Genomic DNA, 15,598 nt, shown 5'->3' on the forward strand with positions numbered 1-15,598 from the left:
CTGCGCAGCAGGGCTACTGCGGCTTGGGTTTGAGCGTCATCTGGCGGTCGGCCAGCGTGATCTCAAACTTGTTCAGAAAGCTCTGCCCCAGCAGCGCATCATCCGGTTCACCACCTACCAGCCCCACACCAACGCGCACCCCCGACACCTGCGCAGGGCCCAGAGATACGGGCACATCGGTCAGCACCCGCCCCTGCAAATCACCATTGGCTGTTTTGAACACCGTGGGCGTACCACCAGCCAACCCCGCCTGCTGCGCAAACGCCGCACTTACCGTCACCATGGACGCACCCGTGTCCACCAAAAACCGCGCCGGCTTGCCGCCCACGGTGCCCGTGGCATAGAAGTGCCCATCCGGCGCCATCGGGATCACCAGCACCCCACCCGGCAACACCGCCACGGCCTTGGGCTTGAGGTACTGCGCGGACAGCAGGTACAGCGCGCCCATGACCGCCAGCCACACGGCGACGATGCCTAGCGGGCCCCACTTGAGGCTGGTGGGCAAGTCGTTGGAGTTTTCGGATTCGTTCGTGCTCATTGCGTGGAATCGAAAATCCCTTATCGGCGTCTAAGCAGACTCTTCATTTGGCAGACATTCCCATTGCGGACTTTTATGGTCTGCCCGCAAAATTGAAACTCACCTTCAAGTCATTGAGCCATCGCACATCCAACAATCCGTCATGCTGCATGCGTCCAACAACAATGCCTGGATGCACACCAATAGACCGCGCAAATCGAATGATGGAGGGTTTAGTATGAGGGATATCTGTCAGCGCAGCAGCGGAGCCAGGTTCAATCAAAAAATCCCGCGCCCAAGCATTCGCTTCACGCTCCTCTGTCGAAGACGATTCTGCTTTTGAAGGATCATCTAAAAATACAGACTTCTTTTGCTGACTGTGCAGCAATATGTGCGCGGCCTCATGGAAGAAGCTGAACCAAAACCGGTCGTTGAGTTTTCCGTACAAGGACAGCTGAATCAGCGGCCGCCGCGCATGCAACCAGCGAGCGACCCCCGACACATGCGTTCGAGGCAAGGTAGGCACCAAAACAAACGCAACGCCTGCCTCGTGCAACAGCCGCTGCATGCGAGGCTGAAACTCTTGAGGCGTCTGGCAAGTGAGTCCTCGGATCTCAACCAACGCCGCCTTGAGTCGCGCCTCGTCGTAGGCTGGCCCGTCCAGCTTCTCGGCAATGCGTTCACCCATGCGCAGCCAAGCGGATATGGCGGCCACATCCGCTTGGTCTTCGCGACTGCGGCGAAAGGCCAATTCCATGCATCCGTATTGACTGTCCCATTGGTCAGGACTGGCAACACCAAAGAAGCTGAGCAACTCGCCGACCAAACTGGGTTTGGATTTTGCATCTACACGCCGCTTGGACAACACGCCAATATCCATCATTTCTTTGATAGGAAAGCGCTCTAACCAAGGCACCATCCCGGTTTGGCGCTCCGCTGCATCCTGCATCGCAACACGCTCGCGGTACTGTGCTTCGCGGGTAAGCCAGAACCCGACCGGCGCACCCAGCACGTTCTGAAGACGAATTGCCGCATCCTCTGTCAAAGGCACTTTGGCCTTGATGAGCTGGTTCACGTGCTTCAGCGAATAGCCCAGTCGATCTGCCAGCTGCTGCTGCGTCCAGCCGCGCTCTTCCAGCAAGTCAAGTATGGTGTCCCCGGGGGGTGACACCCAATCCGGCGCGAAAGGCGCGTCTGCGCCGCGATCTGCCAATTCAGTCATGGTAGTCCCCGATGTATTCAATGCAAACGATGGTCACAGCAGACCAATCGATGGATGCGTCGTCCCGACGCGGCATGGGATCATTTGCAGGCGCAAAGACCAAGCGCGAGCCGCCTGCCAAATCCAAAGAGAATTGCCCAAGGCGACCTCCTTTGAGTGGATGCGGGTTACCTGCAATCAAATCAGACACGCGTGATGCGGCCGCAATATCCGCCAATCGCGTTCGCAGCTTGCGCGCACCAATATCCCCAAGCTTTTTAACAGCTGCGACCTTTTTGTTGCAAAGATCTTGTAGCTGTTTGTCCTTGAATCTGATCTCCAAGAACACCTCCGTTTAGTGAAACTCGATTATATATTATTTACCTGATAGGTAAATAATATTACAAAACCTCTTGAACCAGCGCCTCGGCCAGATGGGCTTGGGTGGATTGGCTGGCGGTCAAGCGCTGGTGCAGGTCGGCGCACAAGCGGCGCAGCTGGGTTGCGCGGGTGACGATGCGGGATTGTTCGGCGAGGGGTGGGAGCACACGCTTGCCCACATTAAGGGAAAGCGAATGCACCCACCACTTCATTCAGCCGTAATCGAGCCCTCGCCAAACTTGGAGAGCGTTCTGCCGCACGTTGCGGACTCCATTCGGAGTTGACCCACGCGGTCAGGCGGGCGTTATATCCCAAGCCTTGTGCCAAGTTGCCGTTGATGGTTTTCAGCAAGTCCTCCCTGACTTGTTTGGGCGCGCTCTTCGCGAGCTTCAACAACGTCTGCTTGGGGTCTGCCAGTTCATCAGGCGCAGCAGGCAAAACACCCTTTGCACCAATCAGCGCGCGCATCGCAATGTGGTCTGCCAGCACCCACGACTCGACTTCGCGAACAGCTATCCTCAGCAGCAGGTTTTGTGGCGGCGCAGCGACCAACCATTGATCACGAAATTGAACCAAACAATTGGCACTATCCAAGTCGGTCAGCACCAGCATCACTTGGTGTTGTGCCATTTGATACCAGCTACTCATCTTGGACCTCAGATAACCATTACCTGTCCTGCCCAACTTGAGCTGGATGAAATGCGGCGTTGGTACGTCAGCAATCAGGCGCAGCGCAATCGCCTCACTCAGCTGGTCCTCCGTTGCAATTGCAATGGGTGTCATTGCCACAAGCCCAACTGCGATACCTTCTCGGGGCGGGTCTTGGGCAACACCACTTCAGCGACACTGAGACCGGAACCCAGCGCTTGCCGTTCGCTGGCATCCAAGGGGCGCCCCGTAGTGCCTTGTTTGCCAGTTTCCAGAATCACTACGCCCCGTTCATCAATGCCGGGGTTACTCAAAAGCGCATCACTGTGGGTGGTCAAAACGACTTGCCGCTTTGTTTTTCGATCACGCTGTAGTCGATCCACGATCAAAGGAATTTCTTTCACGATCGCATCGTTGAGCGAAATTTCAGGCTCCTCCAGTAACAGCATGGAACTGCCTTCCAACAACGCCCATAGCAGGCCAAACAAGCGCAGCGTCCCGTCTGAAAAGTGCTCCTCAGACTGCCACCCGGCGTTGGGGCGATGGTGTGCGTAACGAGCCTCCAAATGGGGGTGGCCCATTTTGTCTGGCGTATAACGCAAATCTTCAAACTGTGGCACCGCTAACGACAGGGCCTTGGAAATTTTGGCCAAGCGCGAGTTTCTGGTCTTCTCTGGCGTCTTAGCCAGGCGCTCCAGAAAGCCTTGTCCAAAAGGGTCGTCCGTTAGCCGATGCCCACCGATTTTCTCGCCGAAGCGCAGCAACTGCGGCACCAGATGCAGGTACGTGATATCGCTCAGAAAATCAGCCACTTCGCGGAACTTGATATTGGTCTGAATTTGCTCCAGATGGGTTTGGGTTCGGAGCAAAACGTCCGCATCGTCCTTGGAGTCCGGGCGATTCAACACCAGTTTGCCGTCTTTCCAAACCTGCTCGCGAGAAACCAGCAGACGCTGCGCGCCCGTGCCCTCCGGCTTGAAAGCCAAAACATATCGCCACGCAGGTGGCAGGTCTAACTCGTGGCAGAGTTCAATGTCAATCTCCACCTCGGGATCACGCCGAGCATGCAGACAACGTACCTTTGAAATGCCGCCCCGTTCCGCAATGGCTGCTTGCAACCCACCGCCCTTGGTTTTGCTGACATCGCGCAGAAATCGCAACGCGTCCAACAAATTGGACTTGCCAGAAGCGTTGGGGCCTAAGACATAGGACACCCCGCGCAAAGGCAAATCCAGCGATTGGAAGTTGCGCCAGTTTTTCAGTCGAATGTTGCTAATGAGCATGGTATTGCCTTCGGCGGGTAAAGAGGACTAAGCGACATTTTCCACCAACGCTTCGGCCAGATGGGCTTGTGTGGATTGGCCAGCGGTCAGGCGCTGGCGCAGGTCGGTGCACAGGCGGCGCAGTTGGGCTACGCGGGTGTCGGCCTCAATGGTGGCGATGGCTGTGGCAAAACCGCAAAGCATTCTGCCACTTGGATCGGCCTGTGGCCTGGTTCTGCGGGTTCTGGCAATTGGAAAGCCCGCCTTGTAAAGACCCGCTGGTGACGAGAAAAGACTCGCTAGTGCTCGACCACCTAAAATGCATACTAAACAACCCTCTAGCCCCCGTCCAATCTGCGCAAGCAGCTATCAATTTCATAGTATGACCAGCTCCACAACCGCCGCCCTCACCACCCACGACACCACGCGCATCGACGATGTGCGCATTGGAGCGGTGCGTCCGCTGATCACACCGGCGCTGCTGGAAGAAAAGCTGCCCGTGCCCGACGCGGCGCAGGCGCTGGTGGAGAGCAGCCGCGCGGCCATCTCCAAGGTGCTGCATGGTCAGGATGACCGGCTCGTTGTCGTCGTGGGGCCCTGCTCCATCCACGACCATGACCAAGCCATGGAATATGCGCGGCAGCTGAAGGTGCAAGCTGATGCGCTCAAGGACGACTTGCTGGTAGTGATGCGCGTGTACTTTGAGAAGCCGCGCACCACGGTGGGCTGGAAGGGCTATATCAACGACCCGCACCTGGACGACAGCTTCGCCATCAACGAAGGGTTGGAGATGGCGCGTCGCCTGCTGCTGGATGTGCTGGCGCTGGGCCTGCCCGCGGGCACTGAGTTTCTGGACCTGCTGTCACCGCAATTCATTAGCGAGCTGGTGAGCTGGGGCGCCATTGGCGCACGCACCACCGAGAGCCAAAGCCACCGCCAGCTGGCCAGTGGCCTGTCGTGCCCCGTGGGCTTCAAGAACGGGACGGACGGCGGCATCAAGGTGGCCACCGACGCCATCCAGGCCGCGCAGGGCGCGCATGCCTTCATGGGCATGACCAAGATGGGCCAGGCCGCCATTTTTGAGACGCGCGGCAACGACGACTGCCACGTGATTTTGCGTGGCGGCAAGCAGCCCAACTACAGCAAGGCCGATGTAGACGCGGCCTGCGCGCTGCTCAAGGCTGCAGGCCTGCGCGAGCAGGTGATGGTGGACGTGAGCCACGCCAACAGCAGCAAGCAGCACGCGCGTCAGATCGTGGTGGCCGCCGATGTGGCCGCGCAGATTGCTGCGGGCGATGCGCGTATCACCGGCATCATGATCGAGAGCCATTTGAGCGAAGGTCGGCAGGACATCGTGGCTGGCCAAACGCTGAAGCACGGGGTGTCGGTGACGGACGCCTGCATCAGCATGGTGCAAACCGTGCCGGTGCTGCAGGAGCTGGCGGCGGCTGTGCGGGCACGGCGGGCTGCGGCCTGAGCGCAGCACCGCTGAAACGAATGAAGCGCGCGGGGCCTTGCGGCCCAGCGCGCTTCACCGGTGACAGCAAACGCGAATAGTTACTTCACAGCGGGCGGGCCCTTAAAGCGATTGCGCTCGCCAAAGCCCCACCAGAACACGGCCAAAAACACCACCAGCGCGATGATGAGGTAGAGCACCTTTTCATTCGGTGGCTGGATGCCCACGAAGATCAGCACCAGGCCACCCAGCACCGCCAACACCGCGATGGGCTTGGACAGGCCACCCAGGTTGAACGGGCCCTTGCGGGTCCAGGTTTTGCCTTCGGCCAGGATGCCAGCGGCGGTGGGCATGACGTACGAGATGTACAGGAACACGGCGCAGGCGGTAGAAAGCACCACAAAGGCGTCGGCATACAAGGTGGCGAGCACCGCGGCGACCGAGGACACCCAGATGGCGGCACCGGGGGTCTTGTTCACAGGGTCCACTGCCTTCAGCACGTTGGACATGGGCAGGCCGCCGTCACGCGCAAAGGCGTACATCATGCGTGAGGTGGACATCAGGCAGGCCAAAGCGCACAGGTAGTTGGCTACAAAAATGCCGATACCCAAAATCGCTTTCAGTGCGGGGGGCAGGCTGTCCAACAATGCAGAGAAGAAACCCATGCCTTGCTTCACGGCTTCGGGGATGCTGGGCATCACCAGCACGAAGGTGCAGATCATGACGAAGCCAAACAGTGCCGACCACAGCACGCTGGAGACGATGCCCTTGGGCACGTTCTCGGCCGCATCGTGGGTTTCTTCAGCTGTGTGGGCCGAGGCGTCAAAACCGGTGATGGTGTAGACGGTGAGCAGCAAACCTGCCAGGAACACCATCACGGAGCTGCCGGACTGGGGCCACATGCTGCCTTCTTGTCCAGTGAAGTTGGTGAAGGTGGTGAGGCGCGAGAAATCAATCGGGGTCTTGTTGAAGATCCACAGCGACAAGGTCAGCACGGTGGCGATCACGAAGATCAGGTAGCCCGAGATGTCGAGCAACTTGGTGGTCAGGCTGGCGGCCTTGTGGTTCAAGATGGCCTGGGTGACGGTGAACAAGGTGATGAAACCCACTTGCTCGGTCAGGCCCCAGTTGGTCGTGTCCAGCCCCAGCAGCGGAGCGATCAGCGTCTTGAAGAAGGGGTCGTACACACCGAAGTTCACCGACGCCACGACGAGAACCAGGCCCAGCAGGTTGAACCAGGCGGTGACCCAGCCATAGCCCTTGTTGCCCAGGATGGAGCCCCAGTGGTACAGGCCGCCCGCGGTGGGGTAGGCAGATGCGATTTGTGCCATGGCCAGGGCCACCACGGTGGCAAAGGCCGCGCCCACGATCCAGCCCAGGCTGATGGACAAGCCACCGCCCGCACCCAGCGCGCTGGGGAAAGCGGTGATGCCGCCGGCCAGGATACAAATGATGGAGAAAGAAACCGCGAAGTTCGAAAACTTGCTCATCCGTCGGTGCAGATCCTGCTGGTAGCCCATGCTTTCCAGCAGTATTGCATCCGCGTCGTGCGGCTCGCGCGTAACGCTTTGAGTGCTCATTGGTCTGTCCTTTACGTTGAAAACTGTCGTGAAAGTCCACTTGCATACCGCGGCATCGTGCGCAGCCCGAATTGGTGCTGCCGCGCGAATTCGCTGTATCGGTTACGCCTTACGCAAATGCCATGCCTTGGGCCGCGTGAAGGTCTGAATGCCATAAGTTGAGAGGGTGAGGCCCACCCCAGAATCGCCATGGCCGCTCCAGGGCAGGCGCGGGCTCACGCGGTCGCAGCAGTTCCAGTACACGGTGCCGGCGTGCACCTGCTCCAGCACCGCTTTGGCGCGTGCCTCATTGGGGGTGAACACGCCGGCGGTCAGGCCATAGCGCGTGTCGTTCATGAGCTTCACGGCCTCAGCGTCGCTGCCCACTTTTTGAATGCCGATGATGGGACCGAAGCTCTCTTCGCGCATAAGCTCCATGCTGTGGTTCACGTTGGAAAACACCGTGGGCGCAAACCAATTGCCTTCACCCGTGCCGCGTGCACCGCCGGTGAGCAGCGTGGCGCCCTTGGCTTGTGCATCGGCCACCTGGGCCTCCAGCACCTCCAGCTGCGGGGCTCGGGTCAGTGCACCGATATAGGTGTCCTCGGCCACGGGGTCACCGGTCTTGAAGGTCTTGACGGTGGCCACGAAGGCCTGCACGAACTGGTCATACACCTTCTCATGCACATAGACGCGCTCGACCGAGCAGCAGCTCTGGCCGGTGTTGTACATGGCGCCATCGGCCAAGCTCTCGGCGGCCACTTGCACATTGGCGTCGTCGCATACATAGGTGGGGTCCTTGCCGCCCAGCTCCAGCTGCAGCTTCACCAGCTTGGTGCCCACGGCCTGCGCAATGCGTGCGCCGGTGGCGTACGAGCCCGTGAAGAACACGCCGTCCACCTTTTGCTCCAGCAGTGCGGCGCCCACCGCGCCCGCACCCACCAGGCAAATCATCACGTTCTCGGGCACACCAGCCTTGTGCAGCAGACGCGTGATTTCCAGGCCGGTCAGCGTGGCGTATTCCGAGGGTTTGTAGACCACGGTGTTACCCGTGAGCAGCGCGGGCAGGATGACGTTGCAGCCCACAAACCATGGGTAGTTCCAGGCCGAGATATTGGCCACCACGCCCAGCGGGGTGTGCTGGATCTGCTCGGTCATGCCGCCTTCCGCAAACACGGTTTGGGTCGCGAGCGTGGCGTCGGCTTCGGCCAGGAAGAAGTCGATGCGGCCCAGCAGGCCGTTGAGCTCGTTGCGCGACATTTTGATGGGCTTGCCGGTCTCGCGCGTCATGGTGAAGGCCAGCGATTCCAGGTCGTGCACCACGCCGGCGCGGAACGCGCTGACGCAGGCCTTGCGCTCGGCCAGCGAGGTGGCGGCCCACGCAGGCTGGGCATGCCGGGCCAGTGCCACTTTGGCCTCGACCGATGCGGCATCGTCCGAGGGCAGGGTGGTGATCAGGTGGCCATTGGCCGGGTTGTGGATGGCGAGTTGGCTCATGGGTCGTACTCAAAGTTCAGGAGAAAGGGTGTGGCTGGCCGTCGCACGCACCGCGTGCGCCTGGGCCAGAAAGTCGTGCAGCAGCGGCGTGTCGTCCAGCGTGCCGTGCTCGGGCTTGTGAAACTCGGGGTGCCACTGCACCGCGGCAATCCAGTCGGTGCCGGTGGCGCGTATGGCTTCGATGGTGCCGTCGTCCGGGCAACGCGCTTCCACCGCAAACCCAGGCGCCAGGTCCTTGATGCACTGGTGGTGCACGCTATTGATTTTGTAGCTGCTGGCGCCCTGTAATAGGGAGCTGAGCCGGGTTTGGGGCACCAACTCCAGGCTGTGGAAGTTCTGGTCGTAGCGCTCGGCGTCGCGGTGCTGCAGGGCGTCTGGGCGCTGTGTAGGAATGTCTTGCACCAGCGTGCCGCCAAAGGTGGCGTTGATGAGCTGCAGGCCGCGGCAGATGCCGAACACCGGCTTGCCCGCGGCCACAAAGGCCTTCACCAGGGCCATCTCGTACGCGTCACGCAGTTTGTCGCCCTGCCAGCGTGGGTCGATGGGTGCTTCGCCATAGCTGCCGGGCCACAGGTCGGCACCACCGTGCAGCACCAAGCCGTCCAGCCATGCAGCATAGTCGTCCAGCGTGATACCGCCACGCGCGGTGTCCCCCGTGACGGAAGGCACCATGACCGGCAGCGCGCCGCCCGACATAAGCCAGTGCGGCACCGACAGCTCCACGTAGTTCAGCGTCTTTTTGGCAAACGCGGCGCGCGCCGGGTCCGGGTGCATAAAGCATGCACTCACGGCAATCTTGAGGCGTTCCCCAGCGCTGTGCATCACATGGCGGCCTTGAAGAGGCGCTCAAAGTCGGCGGCAGTGCAGGGGCGCGGATTGGTCTGGTGGCAGATGTCGGCCGTGGCTATCTCAACCAGGCGCGCCAGGTGCTCGGGCTTCACACCGTGGCTGGACAGCGTGCCGGTGATGCCCACCAGCGCCTTGATGCCCTGCAGCCAGGCCACAAAGCCCTTGCCACCGCCCTGCACACCGCACACATGGGCCAGCTCGTCAAACTTGGCGGGTACGGCCTCCAGGTTCCAGGCCATCACGGTGTCGATCATGAGTGCGTTGGCCAGGCCGTGGTGCAGGTCACACACCGCGCCCAGCGCGTGGGCGCAGGAGTGCACCGCGCCCAGGTCTTTCTGGAAGGCGATGGCGCCCATCATCGACGACATCATCATGTCGGAGCGGGCCTGCAGGTTGCTTGGGTCTTTGACCGCAGTGACCAGCGCGGCCGCCGCAATGCGCGTGCCTTCGAGCGCAATGCCGTCGCACAGCGGGTGGTAGGCAGGCGAGAGGTAGCTCTCGATGTTGTGGGTCAGCGCGTCCATGCCGGTGGCAGCCGTCACATGCGGGGGCAGGCCCAACGTGAGCTCCGGGTCGGCAAACACGGTCTTGGCCAAAATCTTGGGGCTGAAGACCACGCGCTTCAAGTGCGTGTCGTTCTCGCTCACCACACTGGAGCGGCCCACTTCCGAGCCCGTGCCCGAGGTGGTGGGCAGCGCTACAAAGTACGGCAGTTCATTGACGATGGGGCGTACCTGCGGGTGGTCCCACACGTATTCCAGAATATCGCCCTCGTGCGTGGCGGCCAGGCCCACGACCTTGGCTACATCGAGCGCGGCACCGCCGCCAAAGCCGATCACGCAGTCCGCCTTGTGCGCCTTGTAGGCGGCTGCACCGTCCATCACCTGGCTGCAAGTGGGGTTGCCAAACACGCCGGAGAACACGGCCACGTCCAGCCCTGTCAGATGGGTCTGGAACTCGGCTAGCACGGGCAGGGCACCCAAGGCTTTGTCGGTGACGATAAGGGGACGTTTCAGGCCCAGGTCCAGCAGGTGCTGGGCCACGAGCTTGCGGGCGCCCGCACCAAACTTGATGGGGGTGGGGAAGGAGAAGGAGGTAATGCTCATGGTGTGGTGTCAGATGATTTCGAAGTAGCGTTTCATTTCCCAGTCGGTCACGGCGTCCAGCCACTGGCGCCACTCCCATTCGCGGGTGGCGGCAAAGTGGTCGACAAAGGTGTCGCCCAGCCAGTCGCGCGCCACGGCGGACTGCTGGAAGTTGCGCGTGGTCTCGATCAGGGTGCGGGGTGCGCGCGGAATATGGTCGGCGCCCTGGTTGGTGCCGGTGATGGGCGGGGCGGTGAGTTTGAGACCCTTCTCCACACCATCCAGGCCTGCGGCAATGACGGCGGCCATGGCCAGGTAGGGGTTCACGTCGGCACCGGGGCAGCGGGTCTCCAGGCGCGTGGCCTTGGGGCTGCCAGCGATGACGCGGAAGCTGGCCGTGCGGTTGTCCATGCCCCAGGTGGGCTTGACCGGGGCCCAGAAGCCATCGACCAGGCGCTTGTAGCTGTTGATGGTGGGCCAGATGAGTGCGCCAAACTCCATCAAGCAATTGACCTGCCCAGCCAGGTAGCTCTCAAACACCTTGCTCATCTTGCGCGGGCTCTTTGCGTCATAGAACAAGTTGTTCTTACCGTCGCTCAGGCTTTGGTGGATGTGCCCGCTGCAGCCCGGCAGCGGCTGGTGCGGCTTGGCCATGAAGCTGGGCATGATGCCGAAGCGCGCACCAATCTCCTTGGCACCGGTCTTGAACAGCACGGCGCGGTCAGCCTGTTCCAAGGCTTCCGAGAAACCGATGGCGGCCTCGAACACGCCAGGTCCGGTCTCGGTATGCAGGCCCTCGATAGGGACCTTGAAGGCCAGCATGTCGTCCATGATGGCGTTGAAGAAGTCGCGGTTCTGGTTGGCGCGCAACAGCGAGTAGCCAAACATGCCGGGCGTGAGCGGTGTCGCCCCCACGCCCTTTTTGTCAGCCCAGCTTTGCGGGGTTTCCAGAAAGTTGTACCACTCGAACTCCATGCCGGTCATGACCTGGAAGCCCATCTTCTCGGCGCGCTTCAAAACCTTCTTCAGCGTCTGGCGCGGGCATAGCGGGTGGGGCGTACCGTCGGCATTCACAAACTCGCCCAGGAAGAAGGGCACGCCGTCGTCCCACGGCACATGGCGCGCGGTGTTCAGGTCCAGCCGCGCCAGTGCATCCGGAAAGCCATGCTGCCAGCCCGTAACCGAGGTGTTGTCGTAGCAGGTGTCCATCATGTCCCAGCCCAGCACCACATCGCAGAAGCCAAAGCCCCCGGCGGGGTAGGGCTCGGCGGCACCCAGGAACTTGTCACGGTGCAGGTACTTGCCGCGCAGCACACCGTCGATGTCGGTCACTGCGACCTTGACCTTGGGCGCACCAGACTGGCGCAGTGCTGCTACGGCAGCGTGCTCTTGGGGGCTTGCCGGGGGTTTGCGCACGGTTGTGGGCGCTTGCTTACGTGATGCCATCGATGCCTCTCGTTATGTCTCGTTATGGGTTGACTCTCACTTCTGCATTCATTCTGCGGAGGCATCGCCCCCAGGGCTATCCCATTTCGGCACCCCGATGGCCTACAGCGGGCCTCCGCGTAAACACCTAGCAAACCCGTGGCATGTTTTTTGCAAAATCTTTGGCTTATGTCCCAACATCCCATTTCGGCAATTGCGGCGCTCGCCAACCCTCTGGCGGCGGTGCCCCATGGGTTTGCCAATGCGGTGTTTTCCGATGTGGACGAGCAGGCGGCCGCGCTGACCGGGTGGAACCAGTCGTACCTGCAGCTCTCGGGCGGTGGGTTTCATGGCGCAATCCAGCGCGTGGACCTGGGATCTGCCCGCCTCTTCATGGAGGGCCTAGGCTCCACCGTGTACCAAACCGGCTACCTGCAGCCCGGCGTGCTGGCGCTGGGCGTGCCCCTGCGCTGCGATGGCAGCAGTGTGTTTTGCGGCACAGCGTCGCACCGCGATGCGCTACATGTGTTCTCGGGCCGCTCAGGGTTTGAATTCCGCACCGGCAGCGACCACGTGATGATGGGCATCGAGCTGGAGCCCGAACTTGCCAACACCCTCTACCCCTGGGGCAACGGTGCCCTGTTGGGGCAGGAGTCAGGTTTGTTATCCACCGACCAGCAGACGCTGGACAGCCTGCGCCAAGTCATGCTGATGCTGTTTGAGACCGCGCACACCACACCCGCCCTGTTTGAGTTGCCCGCGCTGCGAGCGGGCATGGTCGATACATTGGTCGAGAAAGTTACGGCGCTGAACATTGCGGCCTCACCCTCAGAAGCGCCGCACGATGTGCACTGGCACCTGGTACAGCAAACGCGCGGCTTGGTGCAAAGCCAGCTGCAACAGCCTCCTACCGTGGGCGAGCTGTGCACCCACCTCAGTGTGAGCCGGCGCACCTTGCAAAATGCGTTTCAGCGCATTCTGGGCATCAGCCCCCTGGCCTACCTGCGGGCCATCCGCCTGGGCGCGGTGCGCCAGGCCTTGAAAACCGCGCCGTCGGTGACCGATGCGGCCACCGATCTGGGCTTTTGGCACTTTGGCCATTTCGCCAAGGACTACCAAGCCATGTTTGGCGAGCTGCCTTCGCAAACCCACAAGCGCTACGCGCCACCGCTGCAATAGCGGGCACATTCAACGGAACTGGTCGGCCTTGTAGTAGCCCGAATTGACCAGCGTGGCGCGCCAGTTGGTCACGTCCACGATAACGGGTTTGAGCAGGAACGAGGGCACAACTTTTTGTCCGTTGTTGTAGGTCTTCTCGTCGTTGATGACGGGCTTCTTGCCCGACAAAATGGCGTCGACCATGGTGGTCACCACTTGAGCCAGCTCGCGGTTGTCCTTGAACACGGTGGAGGTTTGTTCGCCCCGGATGATGGAGCGAAGCGAGGGCATTTCTGCATCCTGGCCGGTCACCACGGGCAGGGGCTGCCCACCTTGTCCATAGCCGGATTTTTTCACGGAGGCCAACAGCTCCATGCTGATACCGTCGTACGGAGAGAGCAAGGCATCGAGCCGCTGTTTGGCGTAATGCTTCTCGAGGATTTGCGACAGGCGTGCACGCGCCACCGAACCGCTCCAGCGCAAGGTGGACACCTTGTCCATGCCCATCTGGCCCGAACCCACCACGAGCTTGCCTTTGTCGATATACGGCTTGAGCACCGACATGGCACCGTCGTAGAAGAAGAAGGCGTTGTTGTCGTCGGCAGAACCGCCAAACAACTCGATGTTAAAGGGGCCCTTGCCCTTGTCCAGCCCCAGGTGCTCAACAATGTACGTACCCTGCAGCACGCCCACCTGGAAGTTGTCGAAGGTGGCGTAGTAATCGACGTTGGGTGTGTCGCGAATCAGGCGGTCATAGGCAATGACCTTGATCTTGCGCTCTGCGGCTTTCTGCAGCACGGGAGCCAGCTTGCTGCCATCGATGGCACCGATGATCAGCACCTTCATGTCGGGGCTCTTGAGCATTTCCTCCGTCTGCGCGATCTGCGTTGCGATGTCGTCATTCGCGTACTTCAGGTCTGGGCGGTAACCCAGCTTGTCCAGGGCACGCACCATGGCCAGGCCATCCACCACCCAGCGCTGGGAAGTCACCGTGGGCATGAGAATGCCCACGCCACCCTTGCTGTCGTTTTGTGCCTGGGCCCAGGGTAGGGACACCAACAAGACAGTACTGAGAAAGATTCGTCGAATGGTGCGCATGGTGGGAGCCCAGAAGGTTTATGCCAGGGTGTAGGCTGTCTTCACGGTGGTGAAGAATTCAGCCGCGTATTTGCCTTGTTCGCGCGAGCCGTAGCTGGAGCCCTTGCGGCCCCCAAACGGCACATGGTAGTCCACCCCCGCGGTGGGCAAATTCACCATCACCATGCCGGCTTGCGAATGGCGTTTGAAGTGGGTGGCGTATTTGAGCGAGGTGGTGGCAATGCCGGCCGACAGGCCAAACGGCGTGTCGTTGGCCACGGCCAGAGCCTCGTCATAGTCCTTCACGCGGATCACGCTGGCCACGGGGCCAAAGATTTCTTCGCGGTTGATGCGCATAGCGGCGGTGCTGTCCACCAGCAGGGCCGGGGCCATGTAGAAACCATCGGTAGCGCGCGACAAGCGTTCGCCGCCGGTCAGCAGCGTGGCGCCTTCGGCCTTGCCGATTTCCACATACGACAAGTCTTGCTCCAGCTGCGCTTGCGAGGACACGGGACCGATGTCGATACCGGCTTCCAGTGCGTCGCCCACCTTGATGGCGGCCATGCGTTTTTGCATGGCTTCGATGAAGGCGGGATAGATCTTGTCCGTCACGATGAGGCGGCTGGACGCGGTGCAACGCTGGCCGGTGGAGTAGAACGCGCTCTGCACGCTGAGCTCAACCGCGACATTGAGGTCGGCATCGTCCAACACAACTTGCGGGTTCTTGCCACCCATTTCCAGCTGCACTTTCTTCATGTGGCCGGCACAGGCGGCCGCAATACGCTGGCCCACGCCCACTGAGCCCGTGAAGCTGATGGCGGTGATACCGGGGTGGTTGACCAGCGCATCGCCAATCACGCGACCCGAACCCATGACCAGGTTGAACACGCCAGCGGGAATGCCGCTGCGGTGGATGATGTCAGCCAGTGCCCAGGCGCAGCCGGGTACCAGGTCGGCAGGCTTGATCACCACACAGTTGCCATAGGCCAATGCCGGGGCGATCTTCCAGGCCGGAATGGCGATGGGGAAGTTCCAGGGGGTGATCAGACCGATCACACCCAGCGGCTCGCGCGTGACTTCCACCCCAATGCCTGGGCGCACGGAAGGCAGGGTTTCCCCGGCCAGACGCAGACATTCGCCAGCAAAGAACTTGAAGATGTTGCCGGCACGAGCGGCTTCACCAATACCTTCGGCGCGGGTCTTACCCTCTTCGCGAGCCAGCAGCGTGCCGAGTTCTTCCTTGCGTGCCAGGATTTCGTTGCCAATTTTGTCCAGGGCATCGGCACGCGCCTGAATGCCACCAGTGGACCAAGCGGGGAAGGCTTTTTGCGCAGCGGCCACGGCCGTGTTGAGTTGGGCCAGGTCCGCTTGGGCGTACTCGCCCACCACGTCTGCCAGGTTGGAGGGGTTGAGGTTAGGGGCGTAGGTGGCCGCGGCCACCCATTCGCCGTTGATCAGGTTGTTGTGTTGAGAAGTAGTCATG

The 15,598-nt window shown here is 61.2% G+C and carries 16 protein-coding genes; 2 read left to right on the plus strand and 14 right to left on the minus strand.

The genetic code is table 11. The annotated features are described in order from the left end of the window. Positions 1–13: 13 nt before the first annotated feature. The 7 genes from AC1DZ5_RS04235 to AC1DZ5_RS04265 form a co-directional block, all read right to left on the minus strand. Positions 14–538 carry a retropepsin-like aspartic protease family protein gene (locus AC1DZ5_RS04235; protein ID WP_477886377.1) on the minus strand — a complete coding sequence of 175 codons (525 nt, stop codon included), beginning with the start codon at positions 536–538 and terminating at the stop codon, positions 14–16. 73 nt (positions 539–611) lie between these two features. Then, positions 612–1,739, minus strand: coding sequence for a helix-turn-helix domain-containing protein (locus AC1DZ5_RS04240; RefSeq protein ID WP_477886380.1), 1,128 nt, complete (start codon positions 1,737–1,739; stop codon positions 612–614). Continuing rightward, entirely contained in the window at positions 1,732–2,061 is a 330-nt protein-coding gene (locus AC1DZ5_RS04245; RefSeq protein WP_477886382.1) for a type II toxin-antitoxin system RelE/ParE family toxin, read from the minus strand. Before AC1DZ5_RS04245 ends, AC1DZ5_RS04240 begins: the two co-directional genes overlap by 8 nt. A gap of 58 nt (positions 2,062–2,119) precedes the next feature. After that, the gene (locus AC1DZ5_RS04250; protein ID WP_477886385.1) at positions 2,120–2,266 is read right to left on the minus strand and encodes a hypothetical protein; all 147 of its coding nucleotides are present in this window, start codon (positions 2,264–2,266) and stop codon (positions 2,120–2,122) included. Between the two features lie 13 nt (positions 2,267–2,279). Then, a complete protein-coding gene (locus tag AC1DZ5_RS04255; RefSeq protein WP_477886387.1) occupies positions 2,280–2,882 on the minus strand; it encodes a hypothetical protein in 603 nt (200 codons plus the stop codon). Then, positions 2,879–4,030, minus strand: a complete 1,152-nt coding sequence (locus tag AC1DZ5_RS04260; protein WP_477886389.1) for an AAA family ATPase — start codon at positions 4,028–4,030, stop codon at positions 2,879–2,881. Before AC1DZ5_RS04260 ends, AC1DZ5_RS04255 begins: the two co-directional genes overlap by 4 nt. Before the next feature lie 27 nt (positions 4,031–4,057). Further along, a complete protein-coding gene (locus tag AC1DZ5_RS04265; protein ID WP_477886391.1) occupies positions 4,058–4,213 on the minus strand; it encodes a hypothetical protein in 156 nt (51 codons plus the stop codon). A 178-nt stretch (positions 4,214–4,391) separates the two neighbouring features. Here AC1DZ5_RS04265 and AC1DZ5_RS04270 point away from each other — a divergent pair, with 178 nt between their 5' ends. Beyond that, a complete protein-coding gene (locus AC1DZ5_RS04270; RefSeq protein WP_477886394.1) occupies positions 4,392–5,486 on the plus strand; it encodes a 3-deoxy-7-phosphoheptulonate synthase in 1,095 nt (364 codons plus the stop codon). An 80-nt stretch (positions 5,487–5,566) separates the two neighbouring features. On the opposite strand, the gene AC1DZ5_RS04275 is transcribed toward AC1DZ5_RS04270, so the two are convergent. The 5 genes from AC1DZ5_RS04275 to AC1DZ5_RS04295 all read right to left on the minus strand — a co-directional run bounded on the left by AC1DZ5_RS04275 (position 5,567) and on the right by AC1DZ5_RS04295 (position 11,901). Continuing rightward, on the minus strand, positions 5,567–7,045 hold the full coding sequence (locus tag AC1DZ5_RS04275; protein WP_477886395.1) for an amino acid permease: 1,479 nt from the start codon (positions 7,043–7,045) through the stop codon (positions 5,567–5,569). A gap of 102 nt (positions 7,046–7,147) precedes the next feature. After that, a complete protein-coding gene (locus AC1DZ5_RS04280; protein ID WP_477886399.1) occupies positions 7,148–8,521 on the minus strand; it encodes an aldehyde dehydrogenase family protein in 1,374 nt (457 codons plus the stop codon). A gap of 9 nt (positions 8,522–8,530) precedes the next feature. Continuing rightward, positions 8,531–9,343 carry a gamma-glutamyl-gamma-aminobutyrate hydrolase family protein gene (locus tag AC1DZ5_RS04285; protein ID WP_477886400.1) on the minus strand — a complete coding sequence of 271 codons (813 nt, stop codon included), beginning with the start codon at positions 9,341–9,343 and terminating at the stop codon, positions 8,531–8,533. Next, positions 9,343–10,476 (minus strand): iron-containing alcohol dehydrogenase, encoded by a 1,134-nt coding sequence (locus AC1DZ5_RS04290; RefSeq protein ID WP_477886402.1) that lies wholly within the window; start codon positions 10,474–10,476, stop codon positions 9,343–9,345. The genes AC1DZ5_RS04285 and AC1DZ5_RS04290 overlap by 1 nt, the downstream gene beginning before the upstream one ends. A gap of 9 nt (positions 10,477–10,485) precedes the next feature. Beyond that, complete coding sequence (locus AC1DZ5_RS04295; RefSeq protein WP_477886405.1) at positions 10,486–11,901, minus strand: glutamine synthetase family protein; 1,416 nt, start codon at positions 11,899–11,901, stop codon at positions 10,486–10,488. 168 nt (positions 11,902–12,069) lie between these two features. On the opposite strand from AC1DZ5_RS04295, the gene AC1DZ5_RS04300 reads away from it, so the two are divergent. Then, on the plus strand, positions 12,070–13,059 hold the full coding sequence (locus AC1DZ5_RS04300; RefSeq protein ID WP_477886406.1) for a helix-turn-helix domain-containing protein: 990 nt from the start codon (positions 12,070–12,072) through the stop codon (positions 13,057–13,059). A 9-nt stretch (positions 13,060–13,068) separates the two neighbouring features. Here AC1DZ5_RS04300 and chvE read toward each other — a convergent pair whose 3' ends face one another. Continuing rightward, positions 13,069–14,136 (minus strand): multiple monosaccharide ABC transporter substrate-binding protein, encoded by a 1,068-nt coding sequence (gene chvE / locus AC1DZ5_RS04305; protein ID WP_477886409.1) that lies wholly within the window; start codon positions 14,134–14,136, stop codon positions 13,069–13,071. Between the two features lie 18 nt (positions 14,137–14,154). After that, positions 14,155–15,597 (minus strand): aldehyde dehydrogenase family protein, encoded by a 1,443-nt coding sequence (locus AC1DZ5_RS04310; RefSeq protein WP_477886410.1) that lies wholly within the window; start codon positions 15,595–15,597, stop codon positions 14,155–14,157. Between the last annotated feature and the right edge of the window lies 1 nt (position 15,598).

The organism is Rhodoferax sp. P1_F3, assembly GCF_056405715.1.